Raw genomic sequence first — 16,032 nt, forward strand, 5'->3', positions numbered from 1 at the left:
AATGAAAATTAAAAATAATTTAGAAAATGAGCAGACGCCATTTTCTACATTAGACATAAACGACAAAAAAACAAAAACTAAAAAAATTGGTTATCTATCAGTTATTCTTTTGGTTATAAGTTCTTCTATAGGTGCCGGAATATTCTTTAAAGCTGGTAATATTCTGGATTTAAATGGAAATAGTATTGTTTTGTCTTTGATGTCTTGATTTATAGCAGCCGTTGGAGTTATAGCAATGGCCTTAGCTCTAATTGAAATTGTTGGAGTTAAAAACGACAATTTAAGTATTATTGGTTGATGTAAAACATTTACCAAAAAATATGTTTATAAAGCATCTAAAAACTTTATGTTCTGAATTTATATGCCTTTAAACTTTTTCACAATTCCATATTATGTAATTATGTCTTTCCAAGACAGTTTAAATGCTTTTGGTGTTAAACAACCCTTCTTTGGCGGAGAGTATCAATGGGTGTTCTTTATGTTAATAGCATTAGCTATATCTTGCTGATTTATGATTTTTTCAGGCCTTAGTCCTAGGTTTTTTGGAACATATCAAAATTGAATCATATCAGCTGTTAAATTTTTGCCACTTGTTATTGTTGTGGTTGTTGGGTTTGCGATGATTGCTCAAACTGAACAAGGTTCGGGTAATTTTAATCCACCTCTTCCAAATCATAATGATATGTGAGATCCAAATGCCAAATCATTCTTTAAAATAACTCCTATATTTGGAATGTTTGGTTCATTATCAGCAATCTTCTTTGCTTTCGATGGGTTTTACACTGCGGTTGGTTTAAAATCAGAAATGAAATCGCCCAAAAAAGCTCCTTGAGCATTATTAATTGGTCTGTGTTCTATTACTATTATTTATTTAGCAATTGCTATATCAATGACTATAGTTGGAGATGGTAGTGTTATTGGACTTCAAAATTTCTTTATAAAACACAATATTGGTTGAATGGGAGGAGTTGTTAATTTATTCATTTCGGTTGGTATTCTTGGAATATTAAATGGTTTCTCAATGTGAGCACCTAAATATACTGAAGATCTTATTAAAGAAAAAGAATTACCTTTCTCAAATAAATTTATTGACAAAATAGACAAACAAAAAGTTCCTATGATAGGAATGTTATATTCATTAATTCCAGGAATTATCTGTTTAATATTGTTTTCTGTAATAGGAGCACTTGCATATATTCCTGGTGGCTATTTAAACTCAGGTTATGCTCCTATTGGTTACACAGGAATTGAAAAGTTGTATAATTTCTGTGACGTAATGACGAATTGAACTTCATTGTTTATATTCTCATTTATTGTTTTTGCTTTAATTGGCGGATTAGTAAACAGAAAAACGAATAAAATAAAAACAGAAAAAAGCAAGCTATTTTATCCATTTGCTATTATAGCTTCAGTTGTTGTTTTATCTGGTTTATTAATTCAAACCGTTCAACCTTTTGTTGATGTTTTCTTATTGATAAAATTCAAAATGACAAATGAAGAAATAATTAGTAGATCAATGTCAGTTGTTTTATTCATATTATTTATATTAGTTTCTTTCTTGCCAGAATTCTTAAAGAAAGAAAACATTAAAAAAATTAATGAACAAACTAAACTAACTTACAATAAACTGAAAACAAAACTTGTAAAAGAAAAACCAATAAATACATAATAAAAAATAAAAACCGTAATTCAAATTACGGTTTTTATTTGATAATATATAAAACATAATGAATAAAAAAGATTATTACAAAATACTTGATGTTTCAAGAACAGCAAGTCCTGATGAAATTAAAAAAGCTTATAGAAGATTAGCAAAGAAATATCACCCAGATGTTTCAAAAGAAGCAAATGCAGAAGAAAAATTTAAACGAATTAATGAAGCTTATGAAACATTATCAGATGAAAACAAAAAAAGAGATTATGATCTCGGTTTTAATACGTATTCGAATGTTCAAAACAATTATGATTATTCAAATACAACAACTAATATTAATTTAGATATTGTGTTAAATGTTTTTTTAACTACAGAAGAACTTCTAAACGGCACTGAAAAATCTATTACAGTAACAAAAAGAAACTATATGAATTATTTTGAATTTAATGTAGTTCAAACAACACTTAGAGTAAAAATACCTCCAAATTCAAAAGAACAAGATCACTTGAAATTATCTAATCAAGGAAATAGCCTTTTAAATAATTTTGGAGATTTGATTATCGTGTTAAAGAGCTCTAAAACTGCAAAGATTAATAAATTGCTAATAGTTATTCCGTTTATTTTATTAATTGGAATTACGGTTGTTCTGCTTGTTTTCAAAAAATTTTAAGTAATATAAAAATTATTTTGGCAAATCTTTAAAAGAGTGCCAAAATATGTTAAAATTTAATTATTATTCAAGATTTAGGAATATTATGTCAAAAAGAGATTATTATGAAGTCTTGGGTGTTGATAGAAATTCAACACAAGACGAAATTAAAAAAGCTTATAGATCATTAGCAAAGAAATATCACCCAGATGTTTCAAAAGAAGCAAACGCAGAAGAAAAATTTAAAGAAATTAATCAAGCTTATGAAACATTATCAGATGAATCTAAGAGATCAAATTATGATCGTTTCGGACATGACGCTGATCAATTTGGTCAACAAGGTGGATTTTCAGGAGCCAGTGGTTTTGGAGGGTTTGAAGATTTATTTGCAGATTTCTTTGGTGGTGGTTTTCAACAACAACAAAGACAATCTACTGAAGAAGTAAGTTATGATATTAAAAAACAAATAAGTATTTCTTTTTTAGATTCTCTTAAAGGAGTTTCTCAAAAGATTAAATTTGATCGTAAAAAAACATGTGGAAATTGTTCAGGAACCGGAGCACAAACTAGAAATGATATTAAAACATGTACAACCTGTTCAGGTAACGGTAGAGTTATAGGAATTAAAGAAACCATGTTTGGAAGAATGCAAACTGAACAAGTTTGTAGTCATTGTAGAGGTACTGGAGAACTTATTCTAAACAAATGTGTTGATTGTAATGGTAAAAAAATCAAATTAGAAGAAGTAATATTAACTGTTAATATTCCTGAAGGAATAGATAATGGTGAATATTTAACTATTTCAAATAAAGGTAATGAATTCCAAAATAAAATTGGTAATCTTTATTTAATTATTAATGTAAAGCCTTCAAAATATTTTGCGAGAAATAAAAATGATGTTCTTATGATAGCTTATGTTGATCCTTTAAAGGCGATAATTGGATCAACTGTGGAGATAATAACTCCATACGGACCAGAAAAAATTGATATTAAGCCAGGAACCGAACACGATTCAACTATTAAAATAAGTAATAAGGGTTTTAAATCAGAATCAAAATGATTTAAACAAACCGGTGATTTAGTTATTACTTTAAAATATGCAAAACCATCTAACTTAACAACAGCAGAAATTGAAAAAATTAAAAAAATAATAAAACCTATTAATAATGATGTTGAGAGTTGAAACAAAAAAATGTTAAAAGAGGTTAAATAAAATGAAAAAAGAATTTTTAGAAAAAATAGCAAGACAAGTTATTTCTGATATTGACATTGGTTTTAAATACAAATCTGAAATAAACTTATCTAATATGTACATAAACTTTTTAGAAGAGGCTGGAGCAAAAGTAAAAGATTTTTCAGATTTTGGTTCAAGAAAAGAAGTCTCAGAACAATTTATTTCTTATATATACGATGAAGATCTGATTAATTCTTTTTTAATTTGAATGATTAATACTGAATTATACAATCAATGTAATAATGAAGAAGAATATCAAAAAAAAGCAAAAAAAGTAATAGAAAATTGAAATTATCTTTATAAAAAATCAAATAAAAAAATTGTGAATAATGAAAAAGAATTTTACATTGAAGATATAAATTTTGCAAGCACTGAAGAAAGAAATAAAAAAACAAAAAATAATGATTCAAATAAATTTAAAAAAGATCATGTTAATAAGCAAGAATTTCAAAAATTAACTAAAGAATTAGAAAAGAAAAATAAAGATTTAATTGAACTTCAAAAATCATTTGATTCAAAAGTTAAAATCGCAGAAGAAAATTTTCTTAATAAAATAAAAGAAAAAACAAAACAAGCTCAAATTCTTGTTGATAAAAAGAAAGAAGAACTTGAAGAAAAATTTGCAGAAGAATTAGAATTAAAAAAAGAAAAAATTTATACTTCTGAGATTATTGATTTAATAGAAACTATAGAACAATTTGAAGCAATAATAAATAATCCAGTTGACAATGATATTTTAAAAAATTACTTAATGGGTTTTAAAATGATTAGCGATATGTTTAATAAAAATTTAGAACAAATGAAAATTACTAAAAAAATTATCAAAGTTGGTGATAAATTCGATCCTAGTTTCATGCAAGCTTTTGAAACAAATGAAGTTGAAGGATTTGAAAAAGACCAAGTTACATTCGTAATAAAAAACGCATATTTTTATAAAGACAAAAACATTAAACCCGGTGTTGTCAAAGTAAATAAATAATTTAAAAACACAATTTCATTTTTGAATTGTGTTTTTTTTTACACAAAAAAATAAAAATATATATAATAGTTGTATAGACAAGTTAATAATAATGAGGAAAATTGAATGATGAGGAAAAGTCTTTTAACAAAACTTACAACTGTTGGTGTTGGTTTGGTGGTAACTGCTGCTGTTGCTGGAGGAATTGCAGGTTCCTATTTTGCATTAAAATCTGCTAATCCATACAAAGATTATTACAAGCAACCATCAGGAGATTCTGTTTCTGATTTGGTTTCTTCTTTTTATGCTGCTGTTCATAATGGGGCAAGATTATTAAGTTTGCCAGGATTTACTCATAAATCTCCTTTAGAAGCTGCTGTTTATGATAAAGATCAAAGATTTATTAATACTGGATTTGTTTTGATGGATGATGCTTTAAGTACTGATAAACAAGCTTTTGCTCATCAAATTGCAACTATTGAATATAGAGTTGATCAAGGTTCATATGTAACTGGTATTGCTCTTGGCGTTTTTCTAAATGAACATCAAGAGACCTTCTTGAAAAAAGGTAAATTAACTTGAGCTACTTATGGTGGATTAAACTTTTCTTCTGTTACTTCTTATATGGGAGGACTACAAAAAGGAATTGATTATTTCAATAAAACTGTAGTTCCTGCTTACAATGAAAAAAATCCAACTATTAAATGGAAAGAACTTGAACAAGTGTTTCCTAAAAATTCTCCAGAATTTGTAGGTGGTTTTGGTCCTGATCAAGGTACCGAATTCATGGAAGATCTTTTAAATCAAGATGTTAGTGCAATTATGCCAGTCGCTGGCCCTCAAACTGTAACATTGGTTAATAAAATTCAATCATGAAAAAGAAAAACAGTAGTTATTGGAGTTGATTCTGCTTTTGAAGAAACTGCTGATGGAAAACGTTTAGTTCCTGGAACGAATATTCCTATTTGTCCTATGAGTAGTTTAAAGGATTTAGCAAAATCTTCAGATATGGTTATTCAAGACATTAATACAGGTTCGTCTTTTTCAGATGAAAATAACGATGATTATGGAGGCTTTGGTTATAGATCATTAGGAACATTGAGCAATAACGGCGTAGGAGTTTCAAAAGCTGGTCACAAATATGTTGTTAAAGCTATTAATATAATTAATGGAACAAATAATCAACAACCTGGAGTTAAAACAACAACAGATGTTACTAATGAAGAATACAAAAAAGCCTTAAATATCATATTAAAAACACAAGAATATAAAGATTCTTTATTAAAAACAAATATGTTTTATAAAGCAAAAGGTTATGCAAATGATCCAACAAAAAAAGAAGATTATTCTTCTATTCCAGAAAAATCTTCTGCATATAAAAAACTTGATTATTCACAAGTAAAAGATTCTATTCCTTTTATGTCACAAGAAACTTATACTAACGTAATAACTAATATTCCAAAAACCTTTAATGGATTAATTAAAAAAGACAATAAAAATGATTCAACAAAAATCAAAATTATCTTATCAACAGCAACTTCTGTTTTATTAGATAATTCATTTAGTCAATCAGCTTATATGGGATTGTTGCATTTCTATAAAAGATATGGAATAATAATACCTATGCCTAACAACACATAAAATAAAAAACCTTGTAAACAAGGTTTTTATTATATTAATGTCAATAAAAATTTAAATACTTCATAAGCAAATAATTCTCTATTTTCATTTCTATTATTTGTATTTTTTAATATTATTTCTTTCTCATATGTATTTTCATTAACACATATACAAACATAACTTTTGCCGTTTTCTTTGTTTTCTATGACATTAGGGCCAGCATTTCCTGTTATAGAAATGGATATGTTTGTGTTCATTATTTTTTTGGTGTTTAATGACATTTCTTTTGCTGTTTCTTTTGAAACTGCTCCATATTTTTTAATGGTTTCTTTATTTACATTCAACAAATTAACTTTAGCTTCATTTGAGTATACAACAAAACCACCTTTATAATAAGAACTTATTCCACTTATATCTCCAATGTGTTTAGCTATTAAACCACATGTAACAGATTCAGATGTACTTACTGTTAGGTTTTTATTTTTTAATTTATCAAATAATTTTATTAATATTTCATTCATGTATTTATATTACTAATTCTTTTTTTAAATAATATATAATTTTATATAAGATACATATAAAAAATAATTTTATATCTATATAACAAGGCAAGAGAAATGACAATATACACAATAGTCGCCCTATGTATAATTGTAATAGCAATTATACTTATTCTTATTTTTGGAATGTTCTTTTATTTTCAAAAAAAACTAAGAACACTTAATCTTATTTTAAAAATTTCAGAAAACGTTTCTAAAACAGCAAAATGCCCTAAGTGTTCTAATAATCTTATTGTTAAAAAACAAGAAGAAACTGATAACTTTTTTATTATTTGTGAAAATCAAACAAATTGCGGATTTGTTATTAAAAATCCAAATGATAATAATATAGATGAATTCTTAAGGAAAGTAATAGTTAAAGCCGCAAAAGTTCCAAAAAAATATTTCAGTGATCATTTAAATTACAAGGATGTAGAAAAAAATGAAGCGTTATTAAGTAAAATTGAAGGCGCTGAACAATCTAATAAAAAGTTCTTTGAGGAAATTACTAAAACTCAATTAAGTGTTAATAGAACTAAAAAGAAAGTAGAGTTTTCTACTTTATCTATTAAAGATAGAATAATAGCAAGAAACGTTCTTGAGCGCTTTAGAACAGAAGCTAATTTTTTAGATAAGATAAAAATTAAAAAATTCTATGATCAAGAAGTTAAAAAATTCGATAATGAAGTAATCTTTATAGGAAAAAAAGTAATTAAAGAACACTTGAATCTTAAGAAAATAGATAAAAAACTTTATTATTATGTTGGATTACTGAATTATAGAGAAAGTTATCAACAAAACATTCTTCAACATTCTATAGAATGTGCTTTAATTGCTGAACAAATAGCAGAAAGACTTAAACTGAACACAACCACCGCTAAACTTTGTGCTTTTTTCCATGATATAGGAAAAGCAACAAACATAGAGAGTAAAGTAGATCATGTTAAAGAAGGAATAAAAATAGCTAAAGAAACAAACCTTCCATTAGTTGTTTTTAAATCCATTAAATATCATCATGAACAAACACAAACATTAGACGCTACAAATAATTATGTTCTTATAACAAAAATAGCTGATAGAGTATCAGCTGCCACTCCTGGCGCAAGAAAATCTAATTCTCTTGAAGAAATATCAAATAGAAAAGAAAAACTAGAAAATTTAGTTTTAGATTCACAAGAAATTAGAGATATGGTTGAAAAGGTTAGAGCTTCTAAATCAGGTTGATTGTTGGAAGTCTATATTAAAAAAGAATATGCTAAAAACTCAAAATTGGTAATAGACACTGTTTCTAAATCTATTGAAGAAGATAAATTTTTATGTAAATTTGCGATTGATGTTGTTGTAATTTACAATAACAAGACAAAAAAAATTACAATAAACTATAAATAAAGTGTTATTATAGATATATGTTTTTTAAACATACAAATATTAAATAAATATAAAAAGTAGTAAATTGTTACTCACCTTTATTCTTGAAACATAGAAACTGGTCCAAACATGATTAAAATATAATCATCTACTTTTTTGTATAGTAGATGATTTTTTTCTACTTGATTAGGAGTAATTATTCAACCAAATAATTCAAATAAAGCAAACAACAATAACAAAAATAAGAAAAAAGTTGTTCTTCTTAATGAAAAAATTAGATATCCAAATTTAGATGTTATTGATCCTTCTGGAAAAATACATAAGAATATGCCAAGAAAAGAAGCTTTAGCATTAGCTGAAAGATATGATCTTGATTTATTAGTTATTGCTGCTCAAGGCGATAAAATAATTGCTAAAATTCTTGATTATGGTAAATTCAAATTTGAATCTCAAAAGAAGAAAAAAGAAAATAAGAAAAACCAAACAATTGCTAAAATTAAAGAAATTAAAGTAAAACCATTAATTGGTGATCATGATTTGAATGTAAGAATTCAAAATGCAAAGAAATGATTAAGCCAAGGAAACAATGTTAAATTCGTTATTCAAGCAAGAGGTAGATTATCAACTAAAAAAGAATTAATTGATGATTTATATAAAAAATTTATTGAAGCTGTGAAAGAAGAAGGTGAAATTCAACAGGCCAATAAAACTTCTAATGGTTGAAAATACGAAACTGTAATCGTACCTAAATAAAATAAAGGAGTATTTATGAAAATTAAACATAAAACAAAACGTGCTGCTGCTAAAAGATTCAGCAAAACTAAAACTGGTGAATTAAAAAGAAAACATGCTTACAGATCACACCTTGCACACGGAAGATCAACTAAAGCTAAACGTCATTTAGAAAAAGACGCAATCTTAACTAAATCAGATAGACAAAGATATACACACTGCCTATAAGAGCATATTAAATACATAAGGAGTTTACACAATGAGAGTAAAAGGTGGAACAGTCACTAAAAAACGTCATAAGAAGATTCTTAGACGTGCAGAAGGAACTTGAGGTACAAGACATACTTCATATAGAGTTGCTAAACAAACATCTATTAGAGCAGATCAATATGCTTACAGAGATAGAAGAAACAAAAAACGTGATTTTAGAAGATTATGAATCTCAAGAATTAGCGCTGCTTTAAGAGCTCAAGGCTATACATATTCAAGCTTCATGCACAATATGAAAGAACAAAATCTAGATATCAACAGAAAAATGTTATCAGAACTTGCTATAAGCAATCCAGAAGCTTTCAATGCATTAGTTAAAAAAGTAATGAAATAATATTATTAAAACTTCTTATTAAAGAAGTTTTTTTATTCTAAATTAGAGTTTTTTAAAAAATTCACATATTTAATAATTAGATAGATTACACTTTTTACAAAAACCCATAAATATCAAATATAATTTTCTTAATAATTAAAAAATTATATCACTTGTGGTAGAAAGTCTTAATGGATTATAAAGATTTCAAAAAACGAGTAAATAAACCTGAATGATTTGAAGCTACTATTAAAGAACTTCCGAACAAGATCTTTGAATTTAGTGGAAGATATAAAGAACCTGACGAAAGAGAAGAAAAAATGACTATTAAAGAACTCCACAAAGTTATAGTTGAAATGAATGTTTCATTTAATAAATCTTTTGAAGAAATGAATGATTCTTTTACTAAACGTTTAGATAAAGTAGAAGAATCCTTAAAAGGTTTTAACAAGCGTTTAGACAAAGTAGAAGAATCTTTAAAAGAAACTAATGAATCTTTTACCAAACGTTTAGACAAAGTAGAAGAATCCTTAAAAGAAACTAATGAGTCTTTTACCAAACGTTTAGATAAAATGGAGAAATCAATTGATTCAAGATTCGATAAAATTGATTCAAGAATTGATAATTTAGTTAAAGTAAATAATTTGAAAGAATAAAAATTAAATTCTATGTTCAATGGAGCATAGAATTTTTATTTAACTTAATATAATTAGAATGTTAGTATAAGGAATAAAAATGAATAAAGAGAAAATTGATAGCATAAAAAATAATTTTAATCAAATTTGAGATGCGAAAATAAAAATAACAGAAGAATTTCCTGATAAAAAAAATTTTAAAAGGAATAATTTTATAAAGTGCTGAGTAACATGTATTTTTATTGACATTTGTGGTTACACAATATTTTGTGACAAAAACAATGATGAATTTATTGGAAAAACAATCAGAACTTTTCATGAGGGCATATTAAGTATAATGAGAGAATATGGCATAAAAGATATTCAAATTCAAGGCGATGGAATTTTCGGAGTTGTTCACGCTCCAGAAGAAAATGATGTTAATGATCAAAAAATATTTAATTGCGCAATGGACATAAAAGGTTTCTTAAAATATTTTTGAGAAATAGAAAATTTTAAAATAGGAATAGAATCTTCAGAAGAGCTTATGATTGTTGTTGGTAATAAAAATGAAAGAGAAATAGTTTTTGCCGGCGGTGCTGTTAATAATGCAAAAAAAATGTTAAATAAAAAAAGCAAAATAAATCAAATAAAACTTGGAATAAATTTCAAAGACAATAATAAAGAAATAAAAAAATGAAATGAAAAGAAAATTAAAGAAAGATGAATTTAAAATGATAAATCAAGAAAATGAATTACAAATAATAATTAATCAGCAATCGATTTTATCTCAAAAGGTTGGTATATTATTGGCTGTAAATACCTTAATTATTTCTTCAATAATAAGTGGAACTCTATATTTGGTTATAGGTGCTTCTTTATCATTTTGATATTTATTTTTACTATTTTTATTAATTCCTTCTCTTATTTCTTTATTTTTTAATTTATATATATTATTTCCTAATTTTAAAAATAACGCAAACACTAAATATTTCATTGATTATGCAGATATGTCGAAAGATGAACTGAAAACATTTTTTAATGAAAATAAAGAAAATACAATTAAACAAATTCAAGCAAATTCAAAAATTTTAAAACAAAAATATAATTTATTCAAACACGCATTGGCTGTTACTTTTTTTCTTTTACCGTATCTTTTTTTGTTGAATTTTAAGTAAAAAAAAGAATAATTTCAGATATATAATTTATTTATATATAAATGTAAATTGAAGAAACAAAATCGGAGCTTAAATGAACAGAAATTCAAGAAATGAAATAAAAAATTATATTGATCAAATAAAAAATCAAGAAATAAAAATAACAGAAAAATTTCCTGATAAAGATAAATTTAAAAAACACAATTATAGAAAATGTTGAGTAACATGTATTTTTATTGACATTTGTGGCTATACAGAATTTTGTGATAATAATGATGATAAAACAATTGGAAGAACAATCAGAACCTTTCATGAAGGAATATTAAAAATAATGAGAAATTATCACATAAAAGACATTCAAATTCAAGGCGATGGAATTTTCGGAGTTGTTCACGCTCCAGAAGAAAATGATGTTAATGATCAAAAAATATTTAATTGCGCAATGGACATAAAAGGTTTCTTAAAATATTTTTGAGAAATAGAAAATTTTAAAATAGGAATAGAATCTTCAGAAGAGCTTATGATTGTTGTTGGTAATAAAAATGAAAGAGAAATAGTTTTTGCCGGCGGTGCTGTTAATAATGCAAAAAAAATGTTAAATAAAAAAAGCAAAATAAATCAAATAAAACTTGGAATAAATTTCAAAGACAATAATAAAGAAATAAAAAAATGAAATGAAAAGAAAATTAAAGAAAGATGAATTTAAAATGATAAATCAAGAAAATGAATTACAAATAATAATTAATCAGCAATCGATTTTATCTCAAAAGGTTGGTATATTATTGGCTGTAAATACCTTAATTATTTCTTCAATAATAAGTGGAACTCTATATTTGGTTATAGGTGCTTCTTTATCATTTTGATATTTATTTTTACTATTTTTATTAATTCCTTCTCTTATTTCTTTATTTTTTAATTTATATATATTATTTCCTAATTTTAAAAATAACGCAAACACTAAATATTTCATTGATTATGCAGATATGTCGAAAGATGAACTGAAAACATTTTTTAATGAAAATAAAGAAAATACAATTAAACAAATTCAAGCAAATTCAAAAATTTTAAAACAAAAATATAATTTATTCAAACACGCATTGGCTGTTACTTTTTTTCTTTTACCGTATCTTTTTTTGTTGAATTTTAAGTAAAAAAAAGAATAATTTCAGATATATAATTTATTTATATATAAATGTAAATTGAAGAAACAAAATCGGAGCTTAAATGAACAGAAATTCAAGAAATGAAATAAAAAATTATATTGATCAAATAAAAAATCAAGAAATAAAAATAACAGAAAAATTTCCTGATAAAGATAAATTTAAAAAACACAATTATAGAAAATGTTGAGTAACATGTATTTTTATTGACATTTGTGGCTATACAGAATTTTGTGATAATAATGATGATAAAACAATTGGAAGAACAATCAGAACCTTTCATGAAGGAATATTAAAAATAATGAGAAATTATCACATAAAAGACATTCAAATTCAAGGTGATGGAATTTTCGGAGTTGTTCACGCTCCAGTTCAAAATCATGAAAACAATCAAAATATATTTGATTGTGCAATGGAAATAAATGGTTATTTAGATTTTTTTTGAAAAGTTAAAAATTTTAAAATTGGAATAGAGTCTTCAGAAGAACTTATGATTGTTGTTGGTAATGAAGACGAAAGAGAAATAGTTTTTGCTGGCGGCGCTGTTAATAAAGCAAAAAAATTATTGAAGAAACATGATGTGGAAAATGTAATATTATTAGGGGATGTATTTGTTAATAATAATGAAAATGTTTTATGAAATGAAGAAGAAAATTGCTCATATTATTCAGTACTAAATGGAATTAAATATTCTAATTGATATTACAAAGATTGAGAATAATAGACACAAAAAATTAATATTTTTTATATTAATTAATTTTTTTAAAAAAACAGAGAAAACAGCTCATTTTGCAAAAAATATTTCATTTTATTGTTAATTATAATAAATTTATCCCTTGATTAAAATATAATTAATATATTAATTACTAGGATAAAAAATGACAGACGGAAAAAGAAGAGATATAAAGAACATAATTAATGAAATTTGAAATGAAGAAATAAAAATTACAAAAGAATTTCCATATAAAGATAAATTTACAAAAGACAATTACAGAAAATGCTGAATATCATGTATTTTTGTAGATATTTCTGATTATGCAAATTTTTTGAATAACAGTCAAGATGAAACCATTGGTAGAACTATTAGATCATTTTACGAAGGTGTGTTGAAAATAATGGCTGAGTATAATATAAAAAATATACAAATACAAGGCGATAGAGTTTATGGCATAGTACACGCTGATGCCCAAAATCACATTAACAATCAAAATATATTCTTTTGCGCAATGGACATAAAAGGCTATTTAAAATATTACTGAAAAATTAAAAATTTCAAAATCGGAATAGAAACCGAAGAAGAACTTATGATTGTGGTTGGTGATAAAGATAATCGTGAAATTGTATTTACCGGTGGTGCTATAAATAAAGCTAAAAAATTATTAGAAGATTCTAATAAAGAAAATGTAACATTATTGGGAAACACATTCGTTAGCAACAATAAAGAAGTATTATGAAATGAAACTGAAAACAAATGATATTATTCAGTTTCTGATCAAAACGTTAAATTTAGTGACTATTATTTTAAAGAATGAGAAAAATAATCTAATAACATTAGATTATTTTTTTTAATTACTTTTAATAATTCTTTTAATAGATTTATGGTTATACATGATTCTTTTGCTATTATGTGGAGAAGCAAATAATATTTCTAGTATATCTCCGTCAATAGAAGAAATTATTCCCTCTCCAAAAGCGACGTGAACAATTTGCTCTCCAATTTTATAATCATTGGTTTCTGATTTAATATATTGTTCTGATTCTTTGATTCTTGGTTCTTTAGAATTAAATCACCTTAAATCATAATCTGATTTCTTTTTAAACATTGGTTTAGTTTGTTCATAATTAGATACACCGATATCTTTTAAAAATCTAGACAATAGTTTAGGTTTTTTTGTGTAAAAATTGAATCCAGTGTTTGCTGTGATAAATAAATTTCTCTTCGCTCTTGTTAAAGCAACATAAGCAACTCTTCTTTCTTCATTAAGGTCTTCTTCAGTTGTTACTGATCTTGATGATGGAAATATTTCCTCATTAAAACCAAAAACAAAAACATGTTTAAATTCTAGACCTTTTGAGGCATGAACCGTCATTAAGGAAACTCTTTCTTTATTAATTTCTTCTTCATCTCCATTAGTAAATAAGCTTATTTCTTGCAAGTAATGATTTATAGGATCTTTTAAAGTTTTATTTTTAGTTTGAAAGTTTAACATACCTTTTTTAAGTTCTGCTAGGTTTTGAGATACTATTGAAAATCTTGAAGCATCTCTATCTTTAGAATAAGCCAAGTAATCAGTTTCTTTAATAATTAAATCATAGAGTTCGGTTAATTTTAGATTATTTAATTCTTTTCTTAATTTTTCAATTAAATCAACAAATGAAGAAATTGCAACTTTTTGAGAATCATTCAATTCATCTATATCATTTGATTGTTTTAATGAGTCATAAAAAGATAATTCATTAATTAATGAGAAATCAATAATTTTTCTAACAGTTTGAGGACTTATTCTTCTTTTTGGAACATTAATAATTCTTCTAATACTAATTTCATCTTGATTTGATATTGCATTGAAATAAGCGATGATATCTTTTATTTCTAATCTTTGATAGAATCTAATACCACCAAAAATTTTATAATTGATATCTTCAAACATTAAAACTTGTTCTAATTGTCTTGATAAGTTGTTATTTCTATATAAGATAGCTATGTCGTTTTCTTTTTCTTCTCTAGATAATAAATTTTTTATTTTATTCACTACTCAATTTGCTTCTTGTTCATCATTGAATGCAGAATGAAAAACAGGCTTTGAACCATCCATATTATTAGTTATTAATTCTTTTTCAAATCTGTTTTTGTTTTTAGAGATCAAATTATTAGCAGCATCTAAAATTTGTTGAGAAGATCTATAATTTTCTTCTAAAAATAAAACTTCAATTGGCTCTTCTAATTCTCTAACAAAATTTTTAATTATGTCAGTTTTCGCTCCTCTGAAACTATAAATAGTTTGATCTTCATCACCAACAGCAAATACATTAAAATTATCTCCACCTAATATTTTCAATAAATCATATTGAACTTGATTAGTGTCCTGAAATTCATCAACTAAAACATAATCAAATTTATTGCTTCAGAATTCTCTAGCTTCTTTAAAATTATTAAGAATAACATCAGTAAAAATTAAAATATCATTGAAATCAAGATAATTTAATTCTTCCATTTTTTTAATATATCTTTTATAAATTTCATATACAACTTTAGCAAGTTCTAAGGAATTTATATTTAATTTTTTACGAAGATTTTCTTCCATTAAATCTTCAAATTCCAATTGTTGAGATTTGATTTTATCTATAGAATAAAAAACATTCTTATAACTGATATCAGCATGTTTTATGCCTAATTCTAAATATATATCTTTAAGAATTGAAATTCCATCTTCTTCATCAATTATTTTGAAGCTGGATTCTCTATTCAGGTGATGAATTTCCCTTCTTAAAATTCTTATACAAATATAATGAAAAGTACCTATTCATTTTAAAGGCTCATTTATTAAATCAGTTATTCTTTCATTCATTTCTCTAGCTGCTTTGTTAGTGAAAGTAATAGCTAGAAGATTTTCATTTGGAACTTCTAATTCTTTCAATAAATATTGAATTCTGTGTGTTAAAACAGTTGTTTTACCAGTTCCAGCACCTGCCATAACCATTACAGGTTTCAGAGGGTAATTAACAGCTTTTGCTTGTTGTTTATTAAGATTTTTGGACATTAA

18 protein-coding genes are annotated in these 16,032 nt (G+C 25.1%); 16 read left to right on the top strand and 2 right to left on the bottom strand.

Annotated elements, in window-relative coordinates; all coding sequences use genetic code 4:
• Nucleotide 1 precedes the first annotated feature (1 nt).
• The 5 genes from AC27EK_RS00260 to AC27EK_RS00280 all read left to right on the top strand — a co-directional run bounded on the left by AC27EK_RS00260 (nt 2) and on the right by AC27EK_RS00280 (nt 6,136).
• Complete coding sequence (locus AC27EK_RS00260; RefSeq protein WP_487231368.1) at nt 2-1,669, top strand: APC family permease; 1,668 nt, start codon at nt 2-4, stop codon at nt 1,667-1,669.
• Between the two features lie 58 nt (nt 1,670-1,727).
• Nucleotides 1,728-2,324: a DnaJ domain-containing protein gene (locus tag AC27EK_RS00265; RefSeq protein ID WP_487231369.1), complete on the top strand. Its 597-nt coding sequence runs from the start codon at nt 1,728-1,730 to the stop codon at nt 2,322-2,324.
• An 85-nt stretch (nt 2,325-2,409) separates the two neighbouring features.
• Complete coding sequence (gene dnaJ / locus AC27EK_RS00270; protein WP_487231370.1) at nt 2,410-3,516, top strand: molecular chaperone DnaJ; 1,107 nt, start codon at nt 2,410-2,412, stop codon at nt 3,514-3,516.
• Between the two features lies 1 nt (nt 3,517).
• Nucleotides 3,518-4,516, top strand: a complete 999-nt coding sequence (gene grpE / locus AC27EK_RS00275; RefSeq protein WP_487231371.1) for a nucleotide exchange factor GrpE — start codon at nt 3,518-3,520, stop codon at nt 4,514-4,516.
• Nucleotides 4,517-4,621: 105 nt separating this feature from the next.
• Nucleotides 4,622-6,136, top strand: a complete 1,515-nt coding sequence (locus AC27EK_RS00280) for a BMP family ABC transporter substrate-binding protein (RefSeq protein WP_487231372.1) — start codon at nt 4,622-4,624, stop codon at nt 6,134-6,136.
• Between the two features lie 29 nt (nt 6,137-6,165).
• Here AC27EK_RS00280 and AC27EK_RS00285 read toward each other — a convergent pair whose 3' ends face one another.
• Entirely contained in the window at nt 6,166-6,636 is a 471-nt protein-coding gene (locus AC27EK_RS00285; protein ID WP_487231373.1) for a CinA family protein, read from the bottom strand.
• Nucleotides 6,637-6,732: 96 nt separating this feature from the next.
• On the opposite strand from AC27EK_RS00285, the gene AC27EK_RS00290 reads away from it, so the two are divergent.
• From AC27EK_RS00290 to AC27EK_RS00340, 11 genes are all read left to right on the top strand, one after another.
• Nucleotides 6,733-8,043: an HDIG domain-containing metalloprotein gene (locus AC27EK_RS00290; protein ID WP_487231374.1), complete on the top strand. Its 1,311-nt coding sequence runs from the start codon at nt 6,733-6,735 to the stop codon at nt 8,041-8,043.
• 135 nt (nt 8,044-8,178) lie between these two features.
• Nucleotides 8,179-8,775: a translation initiation factor IF-3 gene (gene infC / locus AC27EK_RS00295; RefSeq protein WP_487231375.1), complete on the top strand. Its 597-nt coding sequence runs from the start codon at nt 8,179-8,181 to the stop codon at nt 8,773-8,775.
• Between the two features lie 15 nt (nt 8,776-8,790).
• Nucleotides 8,791-8,982: a 50S ribosomal protein L35 gene (rpmI, locus tag AC27EK_RS00300; protein WP_487231376.1), complete on the top strand. Its 192-nt coding sequence runs from the start codon at nt 8,791-8,793 to the stop codon at nt 8,980-8,982.
• A 31-nt stretch (nt 8,983-9,013) separates the two neighbouring features.
• Entirely contained in the window at nt 9,014-9,358 is a 345-nt protein-coding gene (gene rplT / locus AC27EK_RS00305) for a 50S ribosomal protein L20 (protein WP_487231377.1), read from the top strand.
• Between the two features lie 170 nt (nt 9,359-9,528).
• The gene (locus AC27EK_RS00310; protein ID WP_487231378.1) at nt 9,529-9,993 is read left to right on the top strand and encodes a hypothetical protein; all 465 of its coding nucleotides are present in this window, start codon (nt 9,529-9,531) and stop codon (nt 9,991-9,993) included.
• A gap of 79 nt (nt 9,994-10,072) precedes the next feature.
• Nucleotides 10,073-10,684, top strand: a complete 612-nt coding sequence (locus AC27EK_RS00315) for an adenylate/guanylate cyclase domain-containing protein (protein ID WP_487231379.1) — start codon at nt 10,073-10,075, stop codon at nt 10,682-10,684.
• Nucleotides 10,653-11,129 (top strand): Pycsar system effector family protein, encoded by a 477-nt coding sequence (locus AC27EK_RS00320; protein ID WP_487231380.1) that lies wholly within the window; start codon nt 10,653-10,655, stop codon nt 11,127-11,129. The genes AC27EK_RS00315 and AC27EK_RS00320 overlap by 32 nt, the downstream gene beginning before the upstream one ends.
• Before the next feature lie 73 nt (nt 11,130-11,202).
• A complete protein-coding gene (locus AC27EK_RS00325) occupies nt 11,203-11,814 on the top strand; it encodes an adenylate/guanylate cyclase domain-containing protein (protein ID WP_487231381.1) in 612 nt (203 codons plus the stop codon).
• Nucleotides 11,783-12,259 (top strand): Pycsar system effector family protein, encoded by a 477-nt coding sequence (locus tag AC27EK_RS00330; RefSeq protein WP_487231380.1) that lies wholly within the window; start codon nt 11,783-11,785, stop codon nt 12,257-12,259. The genes AC27EK_RS00325 and AC27EK_RS00330 overlap by 32 nt, the downstream gene beginning before the upstream one ends.
• A 73-nt stretch (nt 12,260-12,332) precedes the next feature.
• Complete coding sequence (locus AC27EK_RS00335; RefSeq protein ID WP_487231382.1) at nt 12,333-12,989, top strand: adenylate/guanylate cyclase domain-containing protein; 657 nt, start codon at nt 12,333-12,335, stop codon at nt 12,987-12,989.
• Nucleotides 12,990-13,146: 157 nt separating this feature from the next.
• Nucleotides 13,147-13,809, top strand: coding sequence for an adenylate/guanylate cyclase domain-containing protein (locus AC27EK_RS00340; RefSeq protein WP_487231383.1), 663 nt, complete (start codon nt 13,147-13,149; stop codon nt 13,807-13,809).
• A gap of 24 nt (nt 13,810-13,833) precedes the next feature.
• On the opposite strand, the gene AC27EK_RS00345 is transcribed toward AC27EK_RS00340, so the two are convergent.
• Nucleotides 13,834-16,029 (bottom strand): ATP-dependent helicase, encoded by a 2,196-nt coding sequence (locus tag AC27EK_RS00345; protein WP_487231384.1) that lies wholly within the window; start codon nt 16,027-16,029, stop codon nt 13,834-13,836.
• Nucleotides 16,030-16,032 lie beyond the last annotated feature (3 nt).

This window comes from Ureaplasma rhincodontis, assembly GCF_057537535.1.